Here is a 25,871-nt window from a genome sequence, read left to right as displayed (position 1 = left end):
TTGTGACGATTTGACTTTTGTAATCGCGAGTGACACTTTGAGCACAGGAACGGCGGCGGCCGTTCTACCGCCACGGAAAATCCCCCTCCCCGGCGGCGAGAGAGACGAACCTCCCATAGCCCGGCCCGTCGTGGCCGGGCTTTTTTTACGCTGCGCTCCTGCTAGACGAAAGGCATGACCCTCCGCCTCGCTACCTGGAACATCAACTCCGTCCGCCTGCGCATCGACCAGGTCGCACGCTTCGTCGCCGAGCGCGCGCCCGATGTCCTGATGCTGCAGGAGATCAAATGCACCACGGACCAGTTCCCGCGCGGCGCCTTCGAGGAGATGGGCATGCCCCATCTGCGCGTGGCGGGCCAGAAAGGCTGGCACGGGGTGGCTATCGCCAGCCGCCTGCCGCTTGAGGACAGCGACACCTTCCAGGTCTGCAAGCTGGGCCACGCCCGCTGCGTCTCGGCTCGCGTCGCCGGGATCGACGTCCAGAACTTCTACATCCCTGCCGGCGGCGACGTTCCCGACCGCGCGCTGAACCCCAAGTTCGATCACAAGATGGACTTCTACGAACAGCTGACCGGCATCGTCGCCAAGCAGGACATGTCCCGCCCCCTGGTCATGGCTGGCGACTTCAACATCGCACCGGGCGAAGGCGACGTGTGGAACCACCGCTACATGTCCAAGATCGTCAGCCACACCCCGCTGGAGGTCGAAACCCTGAACCGGCTTCAGGAAACGGGCGGTTTCGCCGACGTTCTGCGCGACCGTTTCCCCGAGCCGCAGAAACTGGCCAGCTGGTGGAGCTATCGCGCCGCCGACTTCCGCAAGTCCAACCGTGGCCTGCGCCTGGACCATATCTGGACCTCGCCCGGCCTGACGCCCGCTGTGGTCAAGGACACCGCCCGCATCCATGACGATGTGCGCGAATGGGAACGGCCTAGCGACCACGCCCCTGTGACCGTCGATCTGGACGTCTGAGCCTCAATAGACGGCGACCGCCTTGGTCGCCGTCACGGCCTTGCCGCCTCGCCCAACCTTCTTCGCCGCGCGGGCTAGGCGGGTCACCGCCTCGTCCAGCTGGTCTTCCGGCAAGGTGTAGGGCAGGCGCAGGCGGCGTTCGAAGGCGCCATCGACGCCGAATCGGGGGCCGGCGGCGAGGCGCAACCCTTCGACCTCGGCCTGGATCGTCAGGGCGGAACTGATCGGCGCGGGCAGGCGCGCCCACAACGACAGCCCCCCGGCCGGCCGCGGACAGACCCACTCCGGCAACCGCTCCGCCAGCCGCGCCCGCAGATGATCACGGCGCGCCCGCAACAAGGGCCGGCGCCCCGCCAGGGCCTTGCCGCCGTCGCTCAACAGTTCGACCGCCGCCAACTGTTCCAGGATCGGCACGCCCAGATCGAAACTGGCGCGGCTCTGGGCCAGGCGCTGGATCACCGCCCGATCGGCGCGGATCCAGCCGATTCGCAGCCCACCCCAGACGCTCTTGGACATGGAGCCCAGCCGGACCATGCGCGGCGCATCGACGGCGGAGGCGCTCAGCGCTGGTGGTCCGCTCAGCGTCAGTTCGACCAGGGTCTCGTCCAGCACCAGCAGGGTCTCGGACCCCTTCAACCCCGCCAGCAGCCGTGTTCGATCCGCCGCCCGCATCATGCGCCCGGTCGGATTGTTGTGGTCGAGCACCAGATAGGCCATCGCCGCATTGCTGTTGCGACAGGCCGAGACGAGCCCCTCGATGTCCCACCCCTCCTCGCCGTCCCCGTCCGGCAGGGCCACCGGCACGGCGCGGCCGCCCGCCGCCAAGATGGCGTCGATGGCCTGCGGATAGGTGGGATGATCGAACACCACCGGCCCGCCGGGCCGTGTCGTCAGCCGCAGCAGATGGACCAGGCCGTTGTGGGCGCCGTGCGTGATCAGGATCTGGCCGGGCGAAGTCGGCAGACCACGCCGCCGGTATCCCGCCGCCACCGCCTCACACAGTTCCTCTAGTCCCGCCGTCTCGTATCCGTGTCCGGGCAGGTTCGCCGGCAATCGTTCCAGCGCACGCACATAGGCGGCATGGACATTCGAATCGGCCGGCAGGACGGCGGCGGTCAGGTCGATCAGGCCCGACTTTGCGGACACCTCTGCGGCGGCCTCGCGGCCTGGTCCCGGCCCGGCCGGCAGGCTGGTACGCGCCGCCGCCCCCTGCCCGCCCGTCAGAAAGCCGTCATCCCGCAGTCGGCCATAGGCGGCCGACACGGTCGTGCGGCTCAAACCCAGCGCCTGCGCCAGTTCGCGTTCGCCCGGCAACCGCGCCGCCAACGGCAGTCGACCGTCCAGGATCAGCAGTCGTACCGCCCCCGCCAGCTGACGATAGGCGGCCCCTGCGCCCGGCGCGCGCCAGGCGCCGAGATGGCGGGTCAGGGAGACAAGACAAATGGAACGTGACGACATGCGGCCAGAATGGCATAACTGGCCCTTTTTAAAATAGCCAGTTTGGCGCATTTGTCTGGTTTATGACCCGTCGCCTGATCCAGCTGTTCGCCGGCCTCGTCCTCTATGGCCTGTCCATCGCCCTGATCGTGCGCGCCGATCTGGGGCTGGATCCTTGGGACGTGCTGAACCAGGGCGTGTTCGAGCGGTTCGCCGCTCCGGCCGGAATCAGCTTCGGTCTGGCGGTCAACCTGATCGGTATGGCCGTGCTGCTGCTGTGGATTCCCCTGCGTCAGAAGCCCGGTATCGGCACGGTCGCCAATGTCCTGATCATCGGCACGGTCGCCAACGTCGGCCTGGATTGGATCCCGTCGGACCTGGGCCTACCGCTGCGGGCAGGCCTGCTGACCTCCGGCATCGTCCTGAACGGCGTCGCCAGCGGCGCTTATATCGGCGCCGGCCTCGGCCCTGGCCCGCGCGACGGCCTGATGACCGGCATCGTCGCCCGCACCGGCTGGCCGGTGAAATGGGTGCGGACCAGTATCGAGCTGGCAGTCATCGCCGTCGGCTGGCTGCTGGGCGGCTCGGTCGGGTTGGGCACGGTGCTTTACGCCGTGACCATCGGCCCGTTGGTCCACATCTTCCTGCCGATGTTCACGATCCGCCCGAAGACGACCGATTGAGCCCTACGGCTGCAGCCGGTATCCGCCCGCGTCGGTCAGCAGAAGGCGTGCGTGGCCGGGCTCCGGCTCGATCTTCTGGCGCAGGCGATAGATATGGGTTTCCAGCGTGTGGGTCGTAACCCCGGCGTTATAACCCCAGACCTCGGTCAGCAGCTCTTCACGCGACACCGGCTTGGCCCCTGCGCGATAGAGGTATTTCAGGATGTTAGTTTCCTTCTCGGTCAACCGCACCTTCTTGCCCTTGGCATCCATCAGCACCTTGGCGGCAGGACGGAACTCGTAGGGGCCGATCGAGAAGACCGCGTCCTCCGACTGCTCGTGGCTGCGCAGATGGGCGCGGATGCGGGCCAGTAACACCGCGAACCGGAAAGGCTTGGTGACATAGTCGTTGGCCCCGGCGTCCAGACCCAGGATGGCGTCGGCGTCAGCCGATTGCGCCGTCAGCATGATGACCGGGGTCGATACCCCGTCCTTGCGCAACAGACGGCAGGCCTCGCGGCCGTCCATGTCGGGCAGGTCCACGTCCAGCAGGATCAGGTCCGCGCGGATCTCGCGCCCCATCCGCACCCCATCGGTCGCGGTCGCAGCCTGCTGGGTCTTGAACTCTTCGTGCAGGTTCAACTGCTCGGCCAACGCCTCGCGCAGGTCGTCGTCGTCGTCGATGATCAGAATGGTCTTGGGCGTGGGCATATGCAGACAATGGCGAGGCTTGGCCCCCGCGCCAAGGCTTGGGGGTGCGAATTCACGTTGGGTTACGGGCTAGAGGGGCTTTAAGGCCGATTTCGTTCCCCAAACAATGCGGTTCCGACCCGTACATGGGTCGCACCGCACCGGATCGCGGTCTCGTAATCGCCGCTCATCCCCATCGACAGGACTTTCAAACCGTTCCTTTCGGCCAGATCGCGCAACATCTCGAAATGGGGCTCTGCGTCCTGATCCGCCGGGGGAATGCACATCAGGCCCTCGACCGTCAGCCCATAGGTCTCGCGCGCCGCCGCGATCAGGGCGTCGGCCGCATCGGGCAGAACGCCGGCCTTCTGAAGCTCCGCGCCGGTATTGACCTGAACCAGCACACGCGGCGATCGGCCGCGCCGCTCCGCCGCCTGGGCCAGGGCGCGGGCCAGCTTCTCGCGATCCAGGGTTTCGATCACGTCGAACAAAGCGACGGCGTCCTCGGCCTTGTTGGTCTGCAATGGCCCGATCAGCCGCAGTTCCGACTCCACCAGCGCCGCACGCCGCTCGGCCCAGCGGCCTTGAGCCTCCTGTACCCGGTTCTCGCCGAAGATCCGCTGCCCCGTCGCCAGGATCGCGTCGATGGCCTCGGGCGGTTGGGTCTTTGACACGGCGGTCAGGGTCACCTCAGCGGGGTCGCGACCGGCGGCGCGGCAGGCGGCGTCGATGCGGACGCGAACGACGGCGGCCCTTTCGGCGATGGACGACAGAGATAAAGCGGAGGAAGAAGAGATCATGACCCTGCCGGCCGGTTACAGCGACGATGCGCGCGCGCTCTGGGATGCGGCGACCGCTCTAAACCGCGCCGCCGCCGCTGTCAGCCCGCAGGTCGCCGGTCTGCCGCCGCTGCTGTTCTTCACCGACCCCGAACGCACCCCCTGCCCATGGGAGACGGCGCGTCGCCTGCCGCCCGGATCGGCGGTGGTCTATCGGGCGTTCGGCGCGGCAGACTCCATCGAAACCGGCCGGCGACTGCGCGCCGTGACGGCGGATCGCGGGGTGAAGCTGCTGGTCGGGCTGGACGCGCACTTGGCCGAAGCAGTCTCGGCCGACGGTCTTCATCTGCCTGAGCGAGAGGCGGCGCAGGCCTTCACCATCCGCGCGGCCCACCCCCATTGGATTCTGACGGCCGCTTGGCATGGGAGAGCGCCCTCCACCGCAGGTCTGGACGCCCTTGTTCTGTCGCCCGTGTTTCCCGCAGGTGGAGCGTCCGCCGACAAGCCTGCGCTTGAGATCACCGAATTCAGACGGAGGACGCAGGAGGCGAACCTGCCGACCTACGCTCTGGGCGGGATCACGCCGGACAATGCATCCACGCTGTCAGACACAGGAGCCTGCGGCCTGGCGGCGGTGAACGCCATCCAGTCAGCGTTTCGCTGACCAACCGAAATCAGAACTTGAAGATGGTTTCCAGGCGCACACGCGGCTGGGCGCGGCTGTTGGTTTCCGGCGCACGGGCCGGGTCGGCCTCAGGCGAGCCAACAGCGGCGGCTGCGCCGACGCGCAGGCGGTCGTTCAGACGGTAATAGGCGCCGGCTTCGACATCGCCCCAGTCGGTCTCACGACCGACGGGCTGGTTCAGGTTGAAGTCCAGGCCCCAGCGACCGTTGTCGTTCAGTCGCAGACCGCGACGTTGGGGAGCGGAGGCGTTGCGCTGGGCAGCCTGGGCTTCCGACAGCGACACGGTGGGCGATCCACTTTGGGCAAGCGCCGACGTCGACGCGGCAAGCGCCGTCGTCGCCATCATCACAGCCAGGAAACCACCGAAACGCATAACCAAACCCTTCGAACCCCGCCCTAGAGGCGACGTTTCAACCCGGACCGACCTTATATGGTCGTGAACCCGGCGATTAGACACCGGGCGTCCTCTCGGTCAACGCAATGACCGCCCGATAACAAGATTCCCCGTCATTGTTGTCGGCGCATGTGTCTCAAGCGTCACGGGATTTGGTCTGAATCCCGCCCGATGACATGGTCCTGTCGCAAAACAGCGCGACGCCGGATGCGACCGCCGCAGACTTCGCCTTGTCATCGCCCCTTTTCGCCGTGTTATAGAGCCACGCAGTCGGCATTCTTCCTTGGCCGTGCGCGCGTGTGGGCGAGGGCCTGCACGTCCCTGAGTTTACGGAGACTTCTCTTGATGAGCCTCAACAAGGCCCTGGTTCGGAACGTCGCGGTCGTCCTGGTCTCGGGCGTGGCCCTGGGGGCGTCCCTGTCGGCCTGCTCAAGCATTCCCTTCGTCGGCGGCAAGAAGTCTGCGCCCAAGACGAACGTGCAACAGGGCATCGGCGTCAACGCCTTCCTGTGGCGCGCCTCGCTCGACACCCTCAGCTTCATGCCGCTGCTGACCGCCGATCCGTGGGGCGGCGTCATCAACTACGACTGGTACATCAACCCCCAGACGCCGAACGAGCGCTTCAAGGCGACCGTCTTCATCCTGGACACCCGTCTGCGCGCTGACGCGCTGAACGTCACGGTGACCAAGGAAGTGAAGGGCGCCGATGGGCAATGGACCGCCGCCCCGGTCGCCGCCCAGACCGAGGCCGATCTGGAAAACGCCATCCTGACCAAGGCGCGCCAGCTGAACCTGTCTAATGCTGGCTGATCGCCAGCATTAGATTCTTTGTAGGCGCTATCGCCCTTCGGGCTACTTGAGCGCGACGCGCCCAAGAGTTTGTGGGACGCATTACTTCTTGGGCGCTGTCGTCCTTCGGGCTAGTTGAGCCGGGAGGGCGTCAGCGCCCTTCTGACTTTCAGGACGACCGTGGCCCGTTACGAACCCAAGACCGCCGAACCCCGTCAGCAGGCCCGTTGGGCCGAGGCGTCCGCCTTCGTGACGAAGGACACCGGCCGTCCAAAATACTATGTGCTTGAAATGTTTCCCTATCCGTCGGGCAACATCCACATGGGTCACGCCCGCAACTATGTGATGGGCGACGTCGTGGCGCGGTCCAAGCGCGCCCAGGGCTTCGACGTGCTGCACCCGATGGGCTGGGACGCCTTCGGCATGCCGGCCGAGAACGCGGCCATGGAACGCGGCATCCATCCCAAGGCCTGGACCTATTCCAACATCGCCACGATGCGCGAGCAGCTGAAGCTGCTGGGCCTGTCGCTGGACTGGTCGCGCGAGTTCGCCACCTGCGACCCGGAATACTACGGCAAGCAGCAGGCCTGGTTCCTGGAGCTGTATCGGCGCGGTCTGGTCTATCGCAAGGACGGGACGGTCAACTGGGATCCGGTCGACAACACCGTCCTGGCCAACGAACAGGTCATCGACGGCCGCGGCTGGCGTTCCGGCGCCTTGGTCGAGAAGCGCAAGCTGAACCAGTGGTTCCTGCGCATCACCGACTATGCCGACGACCTGATCGACGGCCTCAAGACCCTGGACCGCTGGCCGGAAAAGGTCCGGCTGATGCAGGAGAACTGGATCGGCAAGTCCAAGGGGGCGACCCTGTGGTGGCCCATCGTCGAGGCGCCCGATTTCCTGCCCGCCTCGCCCGAGGGTGAGCCGAACCACGCCCGCGACCCCATCGAGGTCTATACCACCCGCCCCGACACCCTGTTCGGCGCCAGCTTCCTGGCCCTGGCCCCCGATCATCCTCTGACCAAGGCGATTGCCGAACATCGGCCTGACGTCGCGGACTTCATCAAGGCCTGCGCCCAGACCGGGACCAGCGAGGCTGACATCGAAAAGGCCGAGAAGCTCGGCGTCGATCTGGGCGTCCGCGTTCGCCACCCCTTCGATCCGGACAAGACCCTGCCCGTCTGGGCGGCCAACTTCGTCCTGTCCACCTATGGCTCGGGCGCCATCTTCGGCTGCCCCGCCCACGACCAGCGCGACCTCGACTTCGCCCGCAAGTACGACCTGGCCGTGACCCCGGTGGTCAAGCCCGACGACGCCGAAACCGTCGAGATCGGCACAGAGGCGTATGTCGGTCCCGGCCGGATCTTCAACTCCGGCTTCCTGGACGGGATGGACGTGGAAGCGGCCAAGGCCACCGCCATCGCCAAGGTCGAGGCTGCTGGCCAGGGCAGGGCTGAGACCATCTATCGCCTGCGCGACTGGGGCGTTTCGCGCCAACGCTATTGGGGTTGCCCGATCCCGATCATCCACTGCCCATCCTGCGGCGTGGTCGAGGTTCCCGCCGACCAGTTGCCGGTCGTCCTGCCTGACGACGTCACCTTCGATGTGCCCGGCAATCCTCTGGACCGCCACGCGACGTGGAAACACGTCAAATGCCCATCGTGCGGCGCGGACGCGACGCGCGAGACCGACACGCTAGACACCTTCGTCGACTCCAGCTGGTATTTCGCCCGCTTCACCGATCCGAGCGCCGAGGCGCCGATCGACAAGGCGGCCGCCGATCGCTGGCTGGCGGTTGATCAGTATATCGGCGGGGTCGAGCACGCGGTCCTGCACCTGCTGTACGCCCGCTTCATCACGCGCGCGCTTTCCGACGCCGGCATGCTGTCGGTGAAGGAGCCGTTCGCCGGCCTGTTCACGCAAGGGATGGTGGTCCACGAGACGTATCGCCGCGCCGACGGCGCTTGGGTCGAGCCGACCGACGTCGACCTGAGCAACGAAAACGGCGTCCGATCGGCCCGCCAGCTGTCGACCGGCGAGACCCTGGTCATCGGCGACATCGAGAAGATGTCCAAGTCCAAGAAGAACGTCGTCGCCCCGGCTGAAATCCTGGAAAGCCACGGCGTGGACGCCGGCCGCCTGTTCGTCCTGTCCGACAGCCCGCCTGAGCGGGATGTGCAATGGACCCCCGGCGGCGTCGAGGGCGCCAGCCGTTTCGTCCAGCGCGCCTGGACCCTGTTTGATGCGTACGATCCCGCCTTCGCCGGCGAGGACAAGGCCAACGCCGAACTGCTGCGCGAGACGCACAAGGCCATCAAGGCCGTGTCGGAAGGGGTCGAAGGCTTCCGCTTCAACTCGGCCATCGCCAAGCTCTACGCCTTCGTCGCCACCATCCGCGACAACGCCCAGGCCGGCGGCGACGCCAAGCGTCAGGCTCTGTCGGCCCTGGCCCGCCTGATCGCCCCCTTCACTCCGCACCTGGCCGAGGAAGCCTGGACTCGACTGGGTGAGGACGGGATGGTTCTGGACGCGCCGTGGCCCGTGTGGGACGCTGCGCTCGCGGCCGACGACGAGGTGGTCCTGCCCATCCAGATCAACGGCAAGCGTCGCGCGGAAATCCGCGTGCCGCGCGGTATGGAACCCGCCGAGGTCGAGGCCATCGTCCTGGCCGACGAGACCGTGCAGGCGCGGTTGGAGGGTCTGAGTGTGAAGAAGATCGTCGTGGTCAAGGACCGCATCGTCAATCTGGTGGCCGGCTGATGCGTATCGCGGCGACCTTCGCGGTCCTGTCCGCCTTGGCGGTGTCCGCCTGCGGCTTCACCCCCATGTACGCCGAACCGGCCGTGGGCTCGTCTCTGCGCCGCATCGCCGTGACGACCCAGGACGACCGCCTCGGCTATCGCCTGCGCGAACAGCTGGAGGACGCCTTGGCCTGGGATCGGTCCGCCGCGCCGCTTTATCGCCTGACAACCCAGGTCGAGCAGAACCGTCGCTCGCTCGGTCGCCGGATCGACGACACCGCGACCCGCTACGAACTGACGGTCAAGGCGACCTGGACCCTGACCCCCGCCGCGGGCGGAACGCCCGTAAGTGGGACCGAGACGGTCACCACCACCTACGCCGCCGCCGACCAGCCCTATGCCGCCATCGCCGCCCAGCAGGACGGAGAGGAGCGCGCCGCCTCCGAACTGGCCCGGCTGATCCGGCTTGATCTCATGCAGGCGCTGTCGAACCCGTGATCCTGGCCAAACGCCCCGAGATCGATCGCTTTCTGAAGGCGCCCGATCCGGCGATCCGGGCGGCGGTGATCCACGGTAAGGACCGGTCCGGCGTCGCCGAACGGGCCGAGGTCCTGTGCCGGACCGTCACCCCCGACCTGAACGACCCCTTCAACGTCACCGTCCTGACCGACAGCGACATCGATGGCGACGAGACGAAGCTGGAAGAGGCCCTGACGGCCATGTCCCTGATGGGCGGCCGTCGTCTGGTTCGGATCCGTCTGTCCACGCTGAAGCCCGGCGTGGACAAGGCCGTCGCCGCCGCGCTCAAGATTCACGCCGAGGGCGGCTACAATCCCGACGCCATGATGGTGGTCGAGGCCGATCAGCTGGGTCGCGAATCCGCCTTGCGAAAGGCCGCCGAAAAGGAAAACGGCGCGGTCGGCATCGTCTGCTACGAGGACGAGACCGGCGACGTCGCCCGTATGGTCCGCGAGGCCTTAGCCGCCGACAAGGTCGGCCTGACCTCCGACGCCCTGGACCGCTTCGTCGCCCGCCTGCCGCGTGAGCGTGGCCTGATGCGCCAGGAAATCGAGCGCCTGGCCCTGTTCATCGGCCCAGGCTCAGGCAAGACGCTGGATATGGACGCGCTGGAGCATCATCTGGGGGTGGAGCCGGACGCCTCACTCTCGGATGCGGCGCTCCAGGCCTTCGGCGCCCGGCCCGGCCCGGCGCAGGCGGGTCTAAGGCGCGCCTTCGCCGAGGGCGAGTCCTCGGTTCTGGCCGTCCGATCGGCTGCCATGCATCTGGGAAAACTGCGCCGGATCAATATCTTGCAGGCCAACGGCGCAAACGCCAAGGAGGCCGCCAAGGCCGCAGGCGTCTTCTGGAAGCAGGAGGCGGAAATGCTGCGCCAAGCGCGGTCCTGGCGACTTGAAGCACTGGACGAGGTGCTGGACAGCATCAACACGGCCGACGTGGCCACCAAGACCACTGGCATGCCAGATCAACTGATCGCCGAACGCCTGCTGCTGGAAATCGCCGGGCGGGCACGACGGCTGGGGCTCTGAAAGAATCCTCTCCCTGCCGTGGGGAGAAGACGCAGAGTAGTCAGCCTCGCTTCGACGCCTTGCGGAACGCGGGCTGCGCCATGGCGACGTTGCGCGCGGAAACGCTCTTCTCTTCGGCCTTGGCGCCGGCCTGGGCGTTGAAGCCGTGGCCCGCCTTGGCCTTCTTGGCAGCGAGCGCCTGTTTCAGCTTTTCGGCGGCTGTAGGTGTGTTGTCTTCGGTCATGCGACCATCCTAGCACATCCGGCCGTTCAACCCCGCATCAAACGGCGGCACAGATCGTCCAGTTGCTCCAGCGAGCCGTAGCGGATGGTCAGGTCGCCCTTGCCGCCCTTGTCCGACAACTGCACCTTCAATCCCAGGGCGTCGGCCAGATCCTGCTGAAGCGCGACGACATCGGCCGCCCCCTCCCCGCCCGAAGACGAGGATGCAGTCTTGGCCTTAATCGGCTTGGGCCCCTCGACCGCCCGACGGGCCAAGGCCTCGGTCTCGCGCACGCTCAACCCATCGACGAAGGCGATGTCCGCGAGCTGGCCCGGATCCGGCGTATTGATCAGAGCCCGCGCATGGCCGGCCGACAATTTACCTTCACGCACATAGAACAGCACCCGCTCGGGCAGTTGCAGCAGGCGCATCGTGTTGGCCACATGGCTGCGGCTCTTGCCGACCACACCCGCCACCGCATCCTGGGTCCGGCCGAACCGCTCCATCAGGACGCGATAGGCTTCCGCCTCCTCCAACGGATTCAGGTCGGCGCGCTGTACGTTCTCGACGATGGCGACCTCGAACACCTCCACGTCGTCCATCTCGTGGATGACGATCGGCACCTCGGTCAGGCGCGCGGCCTGGGAGGCGCGCCAGCGGCGTTCGCCGGCGATGATCTGCCAGACGCCGTCCTCGCCCGGATGGGTCCGCACCAGGATCGGCTGAAGCACGCCCTTGTCGCGGATCGAGGCGGTCAGCTCCTCCAGATCCTCCTGGCGGAAGGTCTTGCGCGGCTGATCCGGGTTGGGCTTCAGACTCTCGATCGGTACGCGATGCACGCCGGCCGGCACGGATGCGTCCGACGCCACGGGCGCCTCGGCGTCCTGCCCCATCAATGCCGACAGGCCGCGGCCCAGACCTCTTTGTCGTTCAGCCAAGATACTGTTCCGTTTCCAATAAGACTCAGGCGGCCAGCTTCAGGCGCTGGCGTTCGCGCTTCACCACTTCCTTGGCCAGACGCAGATAGGCCTGGCTGCCGGCGCATTTCAGATCATAGATCAGGGCCGGCTTGCCGAACGACGGCGCCTCGGCGACGCGGACGTTGCGGGGAATGACGCTCTCATAGACCTTGTCGCCGAAGTGGGCGCGCACGTCGTTGGCCACCTGCCCCGACAGGGCGCTGCGGCGGTCATACATAGTCAGGACCAAGCCCTGGATCTCCAGCGACGGGTTGAGGCTGTGCTTGACCATGTCGATCGTCCGCATCAGTTGGCTCAAGCCCTCCAGCGCGAAGAACTCGCACTGAAGCGGCACCAGCACCGCATCCGCCGCCGCCATCGCATTCAACGTCAGCAGGTTCAGCGACGGCGGGCAGTCGATCAGCACATAGTCATACGCGGTAGGGCCATCGTCATGCGCTCGCAGCGCATCTCTCAGCCGATAGGACCTGCGATCCGCTTGGCTCAGTTCGATCTCCACGCCTGACATATCGGCATCGGCCGGCACGATCCAAAGACCGGGCACCGTCGTCTGAACGGCCGCATCGTCGATGGATCGCTGATCCACCACCACATCATAGATGGTGACGCGGCGTGTTTCACGTGGAACACCCAGGCCGGTGGAGGCATTGCCCTGCGGATCCATGTCGACGATCAGCACGCGTTCGCCAATGGCGGCCAAGGCGGTGCCCAGATTGATGGCCGTCGTGGTCTTGCCCACCCCGCCCTTCTGGTTCGACACCGCGAGGACGCGGGCAGGTCTCTTTCTAGCGCTTTGTGTGGGCACGTCGGAGACTCCGAATTGTAACGATACGGCCGCGCACGTCGCTTTGCGACGGGGCCAGTTCAGCTTCGAAATGCCAGGATTTACGCGCCTCGATCAACTCGGATTCGGCCTTCTCTCCCTTGAGGAACAGACCTTGTGCACCCCTTTGGAAGTAGGGCTGTGCATAACCCAGCAGTTTCTCCATCGGAGCCACGGCCCGGGCGGTGACGATGTCGCAGGTCACCTCCTGTTCCTCGGCACGGCCGATGATGACGGTTGCCGGTAGATCCAGCGCATCGACGATCTCCTGAAGGAACCGGCACCGCTTGCCCAGACTGTCGATCAGCCAGACATGCGCCCCTTCCCGCCGCTTCATCAGGATCGCCAACACCACGCCCGGAAACCCGGCGCCGGCCCCTAGATCAGCCCAGGTCCGCGCCTCTAACGCATGCGCCAACAACTGCGCACTGTCCCAGACATGGCGGTTCCAGAAGTCCGTCAGGCTGTCGGGTCCGACCAGGTTCATCACCGCATTGGCGTCGCCGAGACGAATTCGGAACGCTTCAAGGTCGGCCATCTGTTGCGGCGTCGCGCCCGTCCTGGCCTGGAAAGCGGCCTTCTCCGTATCGAGCATCAAGCGGCGACCGAGGCTTTGGGCGCCTTCTTCGCATGGGCGAGCAGGGCCGTCAGGGCCCCGGGCGTCATACCCTCGATCCGCCCGGCCTGACCGAGGGTGCGAGGCTGGACACGCGCCAGCTTCTCCTTCACCTCGTTGGACAGACCGCCGATGGCGGCATAGTCGAGATCAGCAGGCAGGATCATCCCCTCCTCCGTCCGCAAGGCCTCTGCATCGAGCGCTTGCCGATCAAGGTAGTTGGCATATCCCGCGTCGATCTCGACCTGCTCGCGTACTTCGGCGCTCCAGTCCGCGATAGACGGACAAGCGGCGATGAAGTGATCCAGGGCGACATCGGGGAAGGCCAGAAGTTCACGCATCGACCGACGACGCCCATCCGCATTCACGGTGATCCCCAAGCCTCCCGCTTCGTTGGGTGTGAACAGTGTTTCACGTGAAACGGCACTCGCCCTCGCCAGCTCCGCCGCCTTGGCTTCGAACCGCGTCCGACGGCCTTCGCCCACAATTCCCAACCCAATCGCCAGAGGGGTCAGACGCTGATCGGCATTGTCCGAACGCAGGGTCAGACGATATTCCGCCCGACTGGTGAACATCCGATAGGGCTCCGTGACGCCTCGCGTCACCAGATCATCGATCATCACGCCGATATAGGCCTGGTCGCGTCCCAACACGACCGCCTCTTGTCCAGCTGCAGCACGGGCCGCGTTCAGCCCCGCCATCAGCCCCTGGGCCGCGGCCTCCTCATATCCGGTCGTGCCGTTGATCTGGCCGGCCAGATAGAGACCCGGTCTCTTCTTGACCTCCAGCGCCGGGCTCAGCTCGCGCGGGTCAACATAGTCGTATTCGATGGCATAGCCGTAACGGAACACCTCCACGGCTTCGAGACCAGGGATGGTGCGCAGGAAGGCCAACTGGGTCGGCTCGGAGACCGATGTCGAGATCCCGTTCGGATAGACGGTCGGATCATCCAGCCCCTCGGGTTCGAGGAAGATTTGATGGCTGGTCTTGTCGGCGAACCGCACCACCTTGTCCTCGATCGACGGGCAATAGCGCGGTCCCCGCCCCGACAGCTTGCCCCCATAGACGGCGCTCTCGCCGAGGTTCTCGGCGATGATCCGGTGGGTCTCTTCGTTGGTGTGGGTCACGCCGCAGGCGATCTGGGGCACCGTGATCGTGTCGGTCAGGAAAGAGAAGGCCGACGGGGTCTCGTCCGCCTGCTGCATCTCCAACCGATCCCAGGCGATGGTGCGCCCATCCAGGCGCGCGGGCGTGCCCGTCTTCAGCCGCCCCATCATCAGGTCGGCGGCATGCAGGTCGGCGGCCAGGCCGGTCGATGGATCCTCCCCATGGCGCCCGGCAGGGATCCGCTCGTCGCCACGATGGATGACGCCGTTCAGGAAGGTGCCCGTCGTCAGGACAACCGCCCCGGCCCGCACCGTCTCGCCGGCTCCCGTCGTCACTCCGACCACACGGTATCCATCGACGATCAGGCTCTCGGCCGTGCCCGCCATCAGGGTCAGGTTTGGCGTCGCCTTCAATTCGGCCTGCATGGCCTCACGGTACAGACGGCGGTCGATCTGGCTGCGTGGGCCACGCACAGCGGCGCCCTTCGACCGGTTCAGCAGGCGGAACTGAATGCCCGACACGTCCGCCAGCCGCCCCATGATCCCGCCCATCGCGTCGATCTCGCGCACCAGGTGTCCCTTGCCCAGACCGCCGATGGCCGGATTGCACGACATCTCGCCGATGGTTTCCAGATTTTGGGTCAGCAGGACAGTGCGCGCGCCGGCACGCGCAGAGGCCGCCGCAGCCTCACAGCCGGCGTGGCCGCCGCCGATGATGACGACGTCGAAAAGAAGATCGGTGGGAGAACTCATGCTGGGCACATAGTCCAATTGGCTCGACTTCGCCACCTTCAGACTTGGGCGGACCGCCGATGTTTCACGTGGAACACCGGTATTACTTTCCGATGCAAAAGGTCGAAAAAACCTGACCGAGTATGTCCTCGACACCAATTGCGCCGGTCACACGAGCCAAGGCATCGGCCGCCCGACGCAGATCGTCGCCCGCCATCTCCGGCGCGACATCCAAGGCGATGCGTGCCGCGGTCACCGCCGACAGCGCCTCGGTCAGACGCAGCCGATGACGCTCACGCGTGATTGCCGGAAAATCCGCACCCGCGAGATCGGCGGACAGCCGTGCGGCGATCCAGTCGTGAAGCTCCGGCAAGCCCTGCCCGCTTTCGGTGCTGACCGACAGAACTTCAAAACCGCCCGTGGTGTGAATGCCTCCAAGATCGGACTTGTTGGCGACCACCAAGTCGTCCGGTCGTGCATAGTCAGCCGCCACCCCGTCCGGATCGCCGGGCGCGCGAACCCACAGACGAAGGTCCGCCTGTTCCGCCCGCAGTCGCGCGCGGCGCACGCCTTCGGCCTCGACCGGATCGTCGCTTTCTCTCAGCCCCGCCGTGTCGGACAGGGTCACGGCATAACCGCCGATCACCAGATCGGCGTCCAGCACGTCGCGGGTGGTGCCGGCGATCGGCGTCACGATGGCTGCCTCTCGTGCGACTAAGGCGTTGAACAGCGACGACTTGCCGGCGTTCGTCTCACCGATCAGGACGATGCGATAACCGTCCCGCACCCGCTCGCCCCGTCGCCCGGTATAGATCGCAAGACGCAGATCGCCGGCGAGACGATCCAGCACCGGCCCTGCGGTGCGCGCCAGATTGTCCGGCACCTCTTCGTCGGGGAAGTCGATCTCCGCCTCAACCAAGGCTAGCGCGTGAAGCAGGTCGCGGCGGAAACCGGCGTAGGTTTCGCTGAGTTTTCCATCCAACTGTCCCAGGGCCTGCCTGGCCTGGGCGCTGGTCTCGGCGTCGATCAGGTCGGCGACCGCCTCGGCCTGAGCCAGATCCATGCGGCCGTTCTGGAACGCGCGGCGGGTGAACTCGCCGGGTTCGGCCGGACGAACGCCGAGCGCGATCAAGGCGCGGCTGGCGGCCTCGACCACGGCGCGCCCACCGTGCAGATGAAGTTCGGCGGAGTCCTCGCCGGTGTAGGAGCTGGGCGCGGCGAAGCGCAGGACGAGGGCCTGATCGATGTGATCTCCGGCGTAGGTCAGATCGCGAACCGCCGCCAAGCGGGGCTTCAGCTTCGTCGCACCAAGCGCATTCAGGGTCGGTTCGACCGCCGGCCCCGACAGACGGATGACGGCGATGGCCCCTCGGCCAGGGGGCGTCGCGAGCGCGAAGATTGTGTCGGTCATTGCAATCCTCCTCCACCACTTCGTGGTCCCCCTCCCCCGATGGGGGAGGAGACGTGGGGGTCATGGCTTGACGGCCGCTTCCATCAGACGGCGGAACTGGTCCTGGGCCTGAAGGCCGAAACTGGTCCAGGTCTTCATCAGCTCTTCGGGCTGCATGGCGGCGACATTGGTCTCCATCCGCTTCTGCATCTCGGCGACCATGGCCTCGTTCAGCGGGGTCACGTCGGGAAGCCCCAGGAAGGCGCGCGCCTCAGCCGGTGTGCAATCTACTTCCACATTGACCTTCATCGAACATCTCCTGTTTCACGTGAAACGTCCGAAGACGGATCAGGTGTTCATCGACTGGAAGAAGTCCGAGTTGTTCTTCGACTGACGCAGCTTGTCGAGCAAGAATTCGATGGCATCCTGCGGACCCATAGGGTTCAGGATGCGGCGCAGGACATAGGTCTTGGCCAGCTGGTCTTTCGGCGTGATCAGGTCTTCCTTGCGGGTGCCGGACTTCAGCACATCGATGGCTGGGAAGATGCGCTTGTCCGCGACCTTGCGATCCAGCACGATTTCCGAGTTGCCGGTGCCCTTGAACTCTTCGAAGATCACCTCGTCCATCCGGCTGCCGGTGTCGATCAAGGCTGTAGCGATGATGGTCAGCGACCCGCCCTGCTCCACATTCCGCGCGGCGCCGAAGAAGCGCTTCGGCCGTTGCAGGGCGTTGGCGTCCACGCCCCCGGTCAGCACCTTGCCAGACGACGGCACGGTGGCGTTATAGGCGCGGCCCAGGCGGGTGATGGAGTCCAGCAGGATCACCACGTCCTTCTTGTGCTCGACCAGGCGCTTGGCCTTTTCGATCACCATTTCGGCGACGGCGACGTGGCGCGTGGCCGGCTCGTCGAAGGTCGAGGCTACGACCTCGCCCTTCACGGTACGCTGCATGTCGGTCACTTCTTCCGGCCGTTCGTCGATCAGCAGGACGATCAGGATGACCTCAGGGTGGTTCTTCTCGATCGACTTGGCGATGTTCTGAAGCATCACCGTCTTGCCGACGCGCGGCGGCGCCACGATCAAACAGCGCTGGCCCTTGCCCAGGGGGGCGACGATGTCGATCACCCGGCCAGAGCGATCCTTCAGCGTCGGATCCTGGATTTCCATGTTCAGCCGCTCTTCGGGATAGAGGGGCGTCAGGTTGTCGAACAGGACCTTGGTCTTGACCATCTCGGGATCTTCGAGATTGATCGTGTCGACCTTCAGCAGGGCGAAGTAACGCTCGCCTTCGCGCGGCGCCCGCACGGCGCCGTGGACGGTGTCGCCCGAGCGCAGACCGAAGCGGCGGATCTGCGACGGCGACACATAGACGTCGTCCGGACCCGGCAGATAGTTGGCGTCCGAACTGCGCAGGAAGCCGAAGCCGTCGGGCAGGATCTCCAGCACGCCGTCGGCGATGATCTCGACTTCCTCGTCGGCCAGGGCCTTGAGGATGGCGAACAACAGGTCCTGTTTGCGCAGGTTGGAGGCGTTCTCGACCTCCAGCTGTTCGGCGAAGGCGACCAGGTCGGCCGGCGTCTTCTCGTTCAGTTCCGCCAGGGTGATGCGGCCGTTGGCGACGACGGGTTCGCCGTCTTCTTCATCATCAGCGGTAGTGTCCACGCCGGAATCGGCCCCAGCGGCCTCACCGGCTTCGTGCTCGGCGCCGTGATGGGTCGGGGCTTCAACCTCCACGCCTTCGTTCTCGGGGGTGTCGGGATTGGTGTCGCGGACGTCGGTCATGATGCAGGCTCGCGGGCGCACACGGCCTGAGAGGCTGCGGCGCGGGTCTCTGAAAATGTCTGGCCGTAAGGCCGAAGGGAGGCGCGACGGGCTCCCGCTGGCTCAAGGCCTGCAGGCGTCACGAAGAGAGAGGGACCGGCGGTCGAAGCGAAACGCTTCGCACCGAACGGTTCACCACCACCGGAACCACAGGCGGCGGGTCAGGTCAAGCGGAGGTATTGAGCGCGCGTCCTGACCTCTATCGTCATCTCTCCAGCCAGTCAGCGTCGAGCGGAATCAGAACGCCTTCCGTCCCGTCCCCGCTGACCGCTGCAGAGAAAACAACTCCAACCTCGTCCATATATAGAGCGCGGCATCTTTCCTGCATTGAGACGCTTACGCAGAGCCTGTTATTCCCGACATTATAGGTCCCAGCCCGCGATCCACGGGAAGCACTGGCGTAGGTTCCGTTTGGACGGAAGATTTCACCCAGTTCTCCCACGAGCCCAGCAGGCCAGATGCCGTGATTGACGACATAGGTCGCTATCTCGCTCTCACCGAGGCGTCGGACCTGGCCCTGCGGGGTCGTTGTGTCATCCGGCCATACTCCAGCATGAGCTTGAAGCGACCCTCCGATCATCAGCAGCGACAACAGGCCAGCTATCACAGAACTTCCCCAGACCTCTCGCTCGCCTCTTCTAATGAAAGAGGAGCTTTACCCGAACGTCCACTCCGTCGTCACCGACAGCACCATGACGATGGCCAGAACGAAAGGAACCTCATTGGTCATGCGCCAGAACTTGCCGGAATATTTCGATGTGCCGGCCGCGATCTTCTTCCTCTGCGCCGCAAGGAAACCATGCCAGCCGCTGAGCAGGAAGACGCCGGCCAGCTTGGCGATCATCCACGGCTCGGCCAGGAAGCCTGCACCGCGTGCCGAGACGTCGATGTGGATCAGCCACAGGCCGAACACCCAGGCCAGGATCATCGCCGGGTTCAGGATGATCCGCAGCAGCCGCGTCTGCCACAGGCGCAACAGGGCCTGCATCTCGCTTTTCAGCGGCTCCGGCTTGGCGTTTTGCTCGGCGTCATAGGCGTAGAGGCGGGGCAGGAACAGCAGGCCGGCCATCCAGGCGATGACGGCCAAGATGTGCAGGCCACGCGCAAGGTCATAGGTATTCATGCCGCCTGTCTCCCGTTGCGATAAGGACAGGCCTTCCAGTCCGCCTTGCAGCCTTGACCGAACGGCGCGACGCCGGTGCGGGACAGGGCGCTGACCGCAGCATCGGCCAAGGCGTCGATGAACAGGGGTTCGATCCCGACCGCCGGCGCCCGCAGATAGGGACTGGCCCCTTTTTCATGTGCCAGTTCGCCGTATTCGATATCCAGCTCGACCAGGGTCTCGATATGTTCGGACACGAAGGCGATGGGGGTGATGACCACGCCAACGCCGTCCCTGGCCGCCTTCTCGATAGCCTCGGGCGTCGAGGGGCCCAACCATTTCATCGGCCCCACCCGGCTCTGGTAGCAGATGGCGTGGTCGATGGGTCCGCGACGCGCCTCGATGGCGGCGACCACGGCGGCGACCGTCGTCTCGATCTGTTCCTGATAAGGGTCGCCCTTGCCTGTCACCAGCTTCTCGGGGATGCCATGGGCGGAGAACAGCACGCGCACCGGCTGGCCCACGGCTTCGTCCAGTTTTTCGCCGATGGCCTGGGCCTGGGCCTCGACCCAGCCCGTCGCGGCCGGGTAGCAGCAGACGGCGCGGCTGACGCCTGAGCCCTTGTAGGCCGCGTTCCAGGCCTTGAGCGAGGATTGCGTCGTCGTGGTCGAAAACTGCGGATACAGCGGCAGCAGCACCACCTCGTCGGGCCCGAAGGCGGCGACCTCGGCCGCCATCTCCTCGGTCAGCGGGTTCCAGTAGCGCATGGCGATGAAGACCCGCACCTCGTCCCCGGAAAGCCGACCGTTCAGCACCGTCTCCAGCGCCTGCGCCTGACGGCGGGTTTCGGGCAGCAGGGGCGACCCCCCGCCCATCAGGGCGTAATTAGCCTGGGCGCTGGTCTCCCGCCGGCTGGAGATCAGCTTGGCCAGCGGCGTGCGCACGATCCCCGGCAGGCCGATGATGGCAGGGTCGTTGAACAGGTTGAACAGGAACGGTTTGACCGAGGCCTGGTCGTCCGGTCCGCCCAGATTGAACAGCACCACCGCGATGCGACGGCCGGCGGCTGGCGTCGTCATTGGGCGCCGATCCGTTTCAGAACCTGTTCGACGTGATCGATCGGCACGTCCGGCAGAATGCCGTGCCCCAGGTTGAAGATCCACGGCCCCTGTCCCCAGGCCTCCATCAGTTGATCGACGCGGTGGTCCAGCAGGTCGCCGCCGGCGCGCAGCAACAGCGGGTCGAGCGCACCCTGGATCGGCTTGATCTGCTGCACCCGTTTGCCGACCTCCAGCGGGCAGGCGGTGTCCAGGGCGACGGCGTCGACCTCGACCTCCTGCGCATACCGCTCTGCAAGCGCCGCAGAGCCCCGTGGGAAGCCGATCAGGGGCACGGTGACGCCCAGCTCCCGCGTACGCTTCACAAGCGCCTGGTGGGGCTTCAGGACCAGTCTCTCGAACAGGTCGTCGGGAAGTCCCTCGGCCCAGCTCTCGAAGATCTTCAGCACCTGGGCGCCGGCGTCCGCCTGCATCTTCAGATATCGGGCCGTGGCCTCGACCAAAACCTCAAGCGTTTCGTCCACCCGCTTGGGATCGGCATAGGCATAGCTCCGGGCCTGGGCGCGCTCGCCCTTGCCGATGGTGCGGTGCTCGCCGTCCAACATATAGGTCGCGACCGTCCAGGGCGCGCCGGCGAACCCGATCAGGGCCCGCTCGGGCTCCAGCGCCGCGCGCACGATCGACAGGGTCTCGCCAACCGCCGACAAATGCTCGCCCGCCCCAGACGCCAGTTCCGCCATCCGACCGGGAATGGGCATTTCGCCGAGCCTTGGTCCTTCGCCCGTCTCGAACCAGACATCCTGGCCCAGGGCGCGGGGGATCAACAGGATGTCGGCGAAGACGATGGCCGCATCAAAGCCGAACCGCCGCATGGGCTGAAGCGTCGCCTCGGCCGCCATCTCGGGGTTCAGGCAGAAGGCGATGAAGTCGGGCGCCTCGGACCTCAGCTTGCGATACTCGGGCAGGTACCGTCCCGCCTGACGCATGAACCAGACCGGCGGACGATCCAGCGTCTCCCCTCGGAGAGCCCGGATCATTAGGGGCGTCTGATCAGCGTTCTGGGTCGGATCGGTCATGCCGGACGATTAAGGTCACAGCCTCCCGCTCTCAATCCCTAATCAGATTAAGAATTAAAAGATTCGAAGTGGCAGGTAGGGCGGTGGAATGGCGGGGATGACTTCAGGACTGCCGGCGGAACAAAAGCGGATATCCACGCTGCGGGTTTCCTTAACGGGGACGCTATGGGCGACAATCCCGTCGGTGGACAATCCCTAACGAAACCTTAACCGGCAAGGGTTTGCGGGGACTTGCGCCTGTGAGCACGGTTAAACGGCGTTAACTCTTCATTAGGATTTTCCACAGCGATGGAGAAACCGGTTTTCCGCCTTGGGATGATCCGCCCTCGGATGAGGACCGCCATCCACCGTCATCCCCGCTCGCGGGCCGGGCGAGGAGCGGCTAAGGAAAACGGCGCCCCGACGGTCCAACGCCGTCCCCTAACTTTCAACAGGGAGACAGACAGTCTCATGAGCCCAGCGAGACCTTCGGGACCGGCCCGTCTGGCCACCTATTTCCATGTGCATCTGGTGTCGGATTCCACCGGAGAGACGCTGAACGCCATGGCCAAGGCCGTGACGGCCCGCTTCGATGGCGTCATCCCCATCGAGCACATCTACGCCCTGGTCCGGTCCGACAAGCAGATGGACCGGGTGCTGCACGAGGTCGCGGCCGCGCCGGGCGTCGTTCTGCACACCCTTGTGGATCGCGAGCTGCGCGAACAGCTGGAGGAAGGCTGCCGCCGGCTGGACATGCCGCAGATCGGGGCGCTGGATCCGCTTGTCGGCGCCATGTCGCGCTATCTGGGCGCGGCCCTGTCGACCCGCGTCGGCGCCCAGCACGCGCTGGACCACGACTATTTCAACCGGATCGCGGCGCTGGATTACGCCATGGCCTATGACGACGGCCAAGGGTCGCTGGAACAGCTGGAGGGCGCCGATGTCGTCCTGTGCGGCGTCAGCCGAACGTCCAAGACTCCGACCTGCATCTATCTGGCGCACCGCGGCATCCGGGCGGCGAACGTGCCGCTGGTGCCGGGCCAGGAGGACGGCGAGCGGCTGACGAAGCTGAAGAAGCCGCTGGTGATCGGCCTGACGGTGTCGCCCGACCGGCTGGTGCAGATCCGCCGCAACCGGATCGACAATCTGAACGCCAACCAGTCGTCCAACTATACGGATCAGGACGCCGTCCGGGACGAGACCATCAAGGCCAGACGCGCTTTCGAACGGCGCGGCTGGCCCACCATCGACGTGACCCGTCGCTCGGTCGAGGAAACGGCGGCCGCGATCACCAACCTGCTCAGCGAACATCGCAACCACAAGATCGGGACGACCTGGTGAAATCGGAGCTTTCTGGTGCGCTACCGCCCTCCGGGCTGCTTGAGCGCGAAACCCTGATCCTCGCGTCCAAGAGCGCCGCCCGTCGCGCCATGCTGGAAAACGCCGGCGTCGCCTTCGAGGTGAGGGTCGCCAATGTGGACGAGGACGCGATCAAGGCCGTGTCCGGGGATCTGGACGCTGCGACCCTGGCGGTGCGACTGGCGGAGGCCAAGGCGCTGGCCGTGTCGCGCGATGACGAAACCGCCTGGGTGCTGGGTTCGGACCAGACCCTGGCCTTCGATGGCGGCCTCGTGTCCAAGGCGAAATCGCTAGATGCGGCGCGCGAGCGGCTGAAATCCATGCGCGGCAAGTCGCACCAGCTCCATTCCGGCGCCGCCCTGGCGACCAAGGGTCAGATCGTCTGGTCCGGCGTCGATACGGTCGAGATGCGGATGAGGGATTTCTCCGACGCCTTCCTCGACGCCTATCTGGCGGCGGAAGGCCAGATCTTGCTGTCCTGCGTCGGCTCCTACCGGCTGGAGGGTCTGGGGTCGCAGCTGTTCGAGGCGGTGGACGGTGACTATTTCACCGTCCTGGGCCTGCCCCTGTGGCCTGTTCTGGCCGAACTACGGCGCGCGGGAGTGATCGCGGCATGAGGCAACATCGCATAACCGGCGCGGCCATGGTCGCCGGGATCGCCGGCAATCCGGTGGCCCATTCGCTCAGTCCGGTGATCCACAACGCCTGGCTGGCGGCGGGCGACATCGACGGCGCCTATGTCCCCTTCACCCCCGCCGATGCAGCCGGTTTCGAGGCCTTGGTCGCGGCGGGACGCGCCGGGCTGATCATGGGCCTGAACGTCACCGCGCCTTTCAAGGAACAGGCCTTCGCCCTGGCAGATACAGCGACGCCGGCAGCGCGGCTCACGTCCTCGGCCAACATTCTTCAGTTCGAGGCCGGGCGTGTGCTGGCCGACAGCTCAGACGGCGTCGGACTGATGCGGGGGCTGAAGGAACAGACGCCGGATCTGGACGTCGCTGGCCGGCCGGTGGTCATGCTGGGCGCCGGCGGTGCGGCGCGAGCCGGGTCTGGCGCTCTGGTCGAGGCCGGCGCCGAGGTTCGCATCGTCAATCGGTCGCCGGAACGGGCCCAGGCACTGGCTGACGACTTTGGGCCGTCTGTGCGGGTTATGGCGGCGGCGGAGGCTTTTGACGGCGCAGCCCTGGTCGTCAATGCGCTCAGCGTCCCGCCGGAAATCGACTTTGGCCTGATCGCGCCGGGCACGGTGATGATGGACATGACCTATAAGCCGCTGGCCACACCGTTCCTGACGACTGCGCGGGCGCGTGGATTGCCGACGGTGGATGGTCTGGCCATGCTGATCGGCCAGGCGGCGCCGTCATTCCAGGCCCTGTTTCGTCGCTCGCCGCCGCCGTTGGACCTGCGCGCCCTGCTGATGCGCCATTTGGGCGAGACGGCATGATCCTGCTCGGTCTCACCGGCTCCATCGGCATGGGCAAGTCCACGACGACGGCCATGTTCGCCGATCTGGGCGCGGTCGTCTGGAACGCCGACGACGCGGTGCATGGCCTCTATGCCTCTGGCGGTGCGGCTGTCGAGCCGGTGGGCGCAGCCTTTCCCGGCGTGATCGTTGACGGCGCCGTGGATCGCACGCGACTGGCCGAGGCCCTGGGTCGCGAAGAGACCGCCTTTCGCCGGCTGGAGGCCATCGTCCATCCGCTAGTCGCCCAAGGGCGGGCGGAGGACCTTGATGCGGCGCGAGCGGCGGGGACGAGGCTGGCGGTTCTCGACATCCCCCTCCTGTTCGAAACCGGCGGCGATCAGTCGGTCGATGCGGTGGTCGTCGTCACTGCCGGTCCCGCGATCCAGGCCGAGCGCGTGCTGGCCCGTCCCGGCATGACGCGCGAACGGTTCGACGCCATCCTCGCGCGCCAGATGCCGGACGCCGAAAAGCGCGCCCGTGCAGATTTCGTGATCGACACCGGCCGAGGCTTCGATGCGGCGCGGGCGGATGTGGAGGCGATCGTCGCCACCGTCCTGGACCCGTCGTGGATATCTCCCCGGCAAGGCGCGGCCGGCCTTTCGCACTGAGGCGAATGTCTCCATTAAGGGGACATGGCGCGCGAAATCGTTCTGGATACCGAGACCACCGGCTTCGACCCCAAGACGGGCGATCGGCTGATCGAGGTCGGCTGCATCGAAATTCAGGATCTGCTGCCGACTGGCCGGACCTTTCACCGCTTCGTCAATCCCGAGCGGCTGATCCCGCCCGATGCGATCCGGGTCCACGGCATCACCGACGACAAGGTCAAGGATGCGCCCAAGTTCGCCGAAATCGCGGACGACCTTATCGAATTCATCGGCGACGCGCAGATGATCGCGCACAACGCCGCCTTCGACCGCAACTTCATCGATCATGAGTACAAGCTGTGCGGCCGGCCGATCACCGGCGAGGCGCGCTGGATCGACACGCTGAAACTGGCCCAGACCCGGTTTCCAGGCATGCCCAACTCGCTGGACGCCTTGTGCAAACGCTACAAGGTGTCGCTGGTCGAGCGGACGCTGCACGGCGCCTTGATCGACGCCCGCTTGCTGGCCGAGGTCTATCTGGAGCTGCGCGGCGGCAAGGAGCGGGTGCTGGACCTGTCGTCCGGGCCGGTCGGTCGCGGTCCCGGCGGCGCGCTGGAAACCGCCGTCTATGGCCAGCGTCCGCGCCCGCTGACGCTCCGCTCCACGCCCGAGGAACAGGCCGCCCACGTCGCCTTCCTGACCAAGGCGCTGAAGAATCGCTCTCTATGGGAGGCCTATGGCCTGCCGGTGCAGGAAGACGCGGCCTAGTCGCTAGACCTCCAGCCTCACAGAGGCGCTCAAGTCGAGAGCGACCGCAGAGCCTGTCCTCGGGCCGATCAGAGATCGGACCCGGGGGCGAACATAGCGCGGCGCGTCAGC

General features: G+C 66.0%; 27 protein-coding genes. 12 read left to right on the top strand and 15 right to left on the bottom strand.

Features of this window, described 5'->3' with window-relative positions:
- Window positions 1–174: 174 nt before the first annotated feature.
- On the top strand, window positions 175–972 hold the full coding sequence (locus AC3ISA_RS06935) for an exodeoxyribonuclease III (RefSeq protein ID WP_489179875.1): 798 nt from the start codon (window positions 175–177) through the stop codon (window positions 970–972).
- Between the two features lie 3 nt (window positions 973–975).
- On the opposite strand, the gene yczR is transcribed toward AC3ISA_RS06935, so the two are convergent.
- The gene (gene yczR / locus AC3ISA_RS06930; protein WP_489179874.1) at window positions 976–2,430 is read right to left on the bottom strand and encodes a MocR-like transcription factor YczR; all 1,455 of its coding nucleotides are present in this window, start codon (window positions 2,428–2,430) and stop codon (window positions 976–978) included.
- 62 nt (window positions 2,431–2,492) lie between these two features.
- Between yczR and yczE the strand changes: the two genes are divergently transcribed.
- The gene (yczE, locus tag AC3ISA_RS06925; protein ID WP_489179873.1) at window positions 2,493–3,092 is read left to right on the top strand and encodes a membrane protein YczE; all 600 of its coding nucleotides are present in this window, start codon (window positions 2,493–2,495) and stop codon (window positions 3,090–3,092) included.
- 3 nt (window positions 3,093–3,095) lie between these two features.
- Here the strand turns inward: yczE and AC3ISA_RS06920 are convergent, their stop codons facing one another.
- Together AC3ISA_RS06920 and AC3ISA_RS06915 are read right to left on the bottom strand one after the other, a co-directional pair.
- Entirely contained in the window at window positions 3,096–3,782 is a 687-nt protein-coding gene (locus tag AC3ISA_RS06920; RefSeq protein WP_135194334.1) for a response regulator transcription factor, read from the bottom strand.
- A gap of 80 nt (window positions 3,783–3,862) precedes the next feature.
- A complete protein-coding gene (locus tag AC3ISA_RS06915; protein WP_489179872.1) occupies window positions 3,863–4,561 on the bottom strand; it encodes a YggS family pyridoxal phosphate-dependent enzyme in 699 nt (232 codons plus the stop codon).
- Here AC3ISA_RS06915 and AC3ISA_RS06910 point away from each other — a divergent pair.
- Window positions 4,560–5,204 (top strand): thiamine phosphate synthase, encoded by a 645-nt coding sequence (locus AC3ISA_RS06910; RefSeq protein ID WP_489179871.1) that lies wholly within the window; start codon window positions 4,560–4,562, stop codon window positions 5,202–5,204. The two genes, AC3ISA_RS06915 and AC3ISA_RS06910, sit on opposite strands and share 2 nt — an antisense overlap.
- 10 nt (window positions 5,205–5,214) lie before the next feature.
- Here AC3ISA_RS06910 and AC3ISA_RS06905 read toward each other — a convergent pair whose 3' ends face one another.
- Window positions 5,215–5,598, bottom strand: coding sequence for an NtrZ family periplasmic regulatory protein (locus AC3ISA_RS06905; protein ID WP_489179870.1), 384 nt, complete (start codon window positions 5,596–5,598; stop codon window positions 5,215–5,217).
- Window positions 5,599–5,964: 366 nt separating this feature from the next.
- On the opposite strand from AC3ISA_RS06905, the gene AC3ISA_RS06900 reads away from it, so the two are divergent.
- From AC3ISA_RS06900 to holA, 4 genes are all read left to right on the top strand, one after another.
- On the top strand, window positions 5,965–6,429 hold the full coding sequence (locus tag AC3ISA_RS06900; protein ID WP_017505409.1) for a DUF3576 domain-containing protein: 465 nt from the start codon (window positions 5,965–5,967) through the stop codon (window positions 6,427–6,429).
- Between the two features lie 159 nt (window positions 6,430–6,588).
- Window positions 6,589–9,168 (top strand): leucine--tRNA ligase, encoded by a 2,580-nt coding sequence (gene leuS, locus AC3ISA_RS06895; RefSeq protein WP_489179869.1) that lies wholly within the window; start codon window positions 6,589–6,591, stop codon window positions 9,166–9,168.
- Window positions 9,168–9,647, top strand: coding sequence for an LPS assembly lipoprotein LptE (gene lptE, locus AC3ISA_RS06890; protein ID WP_489179868.1), 480 nt, complete (start codon window positions 9,168–9,170; stop codon window positions 9,645–9,647). The genes leuS and lptE overlap by 1 nt, the downstream gene beginning before the upstream one ends.
- Window positions 9,644–10,696, top strand: a complete 1,053-nt coding sequence (holA, locus tag AC3ISA_RS06885; RefSeq protein ID WP_135194328.1) for a DNA polymerase III subunit delta — start codon at window positions 9,644–9,646, stop codon at window positions 10,694–10,696. The genes lptE and holA overlap by 4 nt, the downstream gene beginning before the upstream one ends.
- 40 nt (window positions 10,697–10,736) lie before the next feature.
- On the opposite strand, the gene AC3ISA_RS06880 is transcribed toward holA, so the two are convergent.
- From AC3ISA_RS06880 to hemE, 11 genes are all read right to left on the bottom strand, one after another.
- On the bottom strand, window positions 10,737–10,919 hold the full coding sequence (locus AC3ISA_RS06880; RefSeq protein ID WP_135194327.1) for a hypothetical protein: 183 nt from the start codon (window positions 10,917–10,919) through the stop codon (window positions 10,737–10,739).
- Window positions 10,920–10,945: 26 nt separating this feature from the next.
- Window positions 10,946–11,836 (bottom strand): ParB/RepB/Spo0J family partition protein, encoded by an 891-nt coding sequence (locus tag AC3ISA_RS06875; RefSeq protein WP_489179867.1) that lies wholly within the window; start codon window positions 11,834–11,836, stop codon window positions 10,946–10,948.
- 25 nt (window positions 11,837–11,861) lie between these two features.
- Window positions 11,862–12,683: a ParA family protein gene (locus AC3ISA_RS06870; RefSeq protein WP_372691684.1), complete on the bottom strand. Its 822-nt coding sequence runs from the start codon at window positions 12,681–12,683 to the stop codon at window positions 11,862–11,864.
- The gene (gene rsmG / locus AC3ISA_RS06865; RefSeq protein ID WP_489179866.1) at window positions 12,664–13,296 is read right to left on the bottom strand and encodes a 16S rRNA (guanine(527)-N(7))-methyltransferase RsmG; all 633 of its coding nucleotides are present in this window, start codon (window positions 13,294–13,296) and stop codon (window positions 12,664–12,666) included. Before rsmG ends, AC3ISA_RS06870 begins: the two co-directional genes overlap by 20 nt.
- Window positions 13,296–15,176 (bottom strand): tRNA uridine-5-carboxymethylaminomethyl(34) synthesis enzyme MnmG, encoded by a 1,881-nt coding sequence (mnmG, locus tag AC3ISA_RS06860; RefSeq protein ID WP_489179865.1) that lies wholly within the window; start codon window positions 15,174–15,176, stop codon window positions 13,296–13,298. The genes rsmG and mnmG overlap by 1 nt, the downstream gene beginning before the upstream one ends.
- An 82-nt stretch (window positions 15,177–15,258) precedes the next feature.
- A complete protein-coding gene (gene mnmE, locus AC3ISA_RS06855) occupies window positions 15,259–16,566 on the bottom strand; it encodes a tRNA uridine-5-carboxymethylaminomethyl(34) synthesis GTPase MnmE (RefSeq protein ID WP_489179864.1) in 1,308 nt (435 codons plus the stop codon).
- A gap of 60 nt (window positions 16,567–16,626) precedes the next feature.
- Window positions 16,627–16,854, bottom strand: coding sequence for a DUF6489 family protein (locus AC3ISA_RS06850; protein ID WP_372691680.1), 228 nt, complete (start codon window positions 16,852–16,854; stop codon window positions 16,627–16,629).
- A 39-nt stretch (window positions 16,855–16,893) separates the two neighbouring features.
- Complete coding sequence (gene rho / locus AC3ISA_RS06845) at window positions 16,894–18,327, bottom strand: transcription termination factor Rho (protein WP_489179863.1); 1,434 nt, start codon at window positions 18,325–18,327, stop codon at window positions 16,894–16,896.
- Window positions 18,328–19,021: 694 nt separating this feature from the next.
- Window positions 19,022–19,489: a CopD family protein gene (locus AC3ISA_RS06840; RefSeq protein ID WP_489179862.1), complete on the bottom strand. Its 468-nt coding sequence runs from the start codon at window positions 19,487–19,489 to the stop codon at window positions 19,022–19,024.
- The gene (hemH, locus tag AC3ISA_RS06835) at window positions 19,486–20,547 is read right to left on the bottom strand and encodes a ferrochelatase (RefSeq protein ID WP_489179861.1); all 1,062 of its coding nucleotides are present in this window, start codon (window positions 20,545–20,547) and stop codon (window positions 19,486–19,488) included. Before hemH ends, AC3ISA_RS06840 begins: the two co-directional genes overlap by 4 nt.
- On the bottom strand, window positions 20,544–21,602 hold the full coding sequence (gene hemE / locus AC3ISA_RS06830; RefSeq protein WP_489179860.1) for a uroporphyrinogen decarboxylase: 1,059 nt from the start codon (window positions 21,600–21,602) through the stop codon (window positions 20,544–20,546). The genes hemH and hemE overlap by 4 nt, the downstream gene beginning before the upstream one ends.
- Window positions 21,603–22,052: 450 nt before the next feature.
- Between hemE and AC3ISA_RS06825 the strand changes: the two genes are divergently transcribed.
- The 5 genes from AC3ISA_RS06825 to dnaQ are packed head-to-tail and all read left to right on the top strand — an operon-like array spanning window position 22,053 to window position 25,760.
- A complete protein-coding gene (locus AC3ISA_RS06825; protein WP_489179859.1) occupies window positions 22,053–22,922 on the top strand; it encodes a pyruvate, water dikinase regulatory protein in 870 nt (289 codons plus the stop codon).
- Window positions 22,919–23,557 carry a Maf family protein gene (locus AC3ISA_RS06820; protein WP_489179858.1) on the top strand — a complete coding sequence of 213 codons (639 nt, stop codon included), beginning with the start codon at window positions 22,919–22,921 and terminating at the stop codon, window positions 23,555–23,557. Before AC3ISA_RS06825 ends, AC3ISA_RS06820 begins: the two co-directional genes overlap by 4 nt.
- Window positions 23,554–24,384, top strand: coding sequence for a shikimate dehydrogenase family protein (locus tag AC3ISA_RS06815; RefSeq protein ID WP_489179857.1), 831 nt, complete (start codon window positions 23,554–23,556; stop codon window positions 24,382–24,384). Before AC3ISA_RS06820 ends, AC3ISA_RS06815 begins: the two co-directional genes overlap by 4 nt.
- The gene (gene coaE / locus AC3ISA_RS06810; RefSeq protein WP_489179856.1) at window positions 24,381–25,013 is read left to right on the top strand and encodes a dephospho-CoA kinase; all 633 of its coding nucleotides are present in this window, start codon (window positions 24,381–24,383) and stop codon (window positions 25,011–25,013) included. Before AC3ISA_RS06815 ends, coaE begins: the two co-directional genes overlap by 4 nt.
- Window positions 25,014–25,037: 24 nt before the next feature.
- Complete coding sequence (gene dnaQ, locus AC3ISA_RS06805) at window positions 25,038–25,760, top strand: DNA polymerase III subunit epsilon (protein ID WP_489179855.1); 723 nt, start codon at window positions 25,038–25,040, stop codon at window positions 25,758–25,760.
- The last annotated feature ends 111 nt before the right edge of the window (window positions 25,761–25,871 follow it).

The organism is Brevundimonas sp. KH_058 (assembly GCF_057838505.1).
The sequence above is the reverse complement of the archived record's forward strand: the minus strand, read 5'-3'. Positions and strand labels throughout refer to the sequence as shown.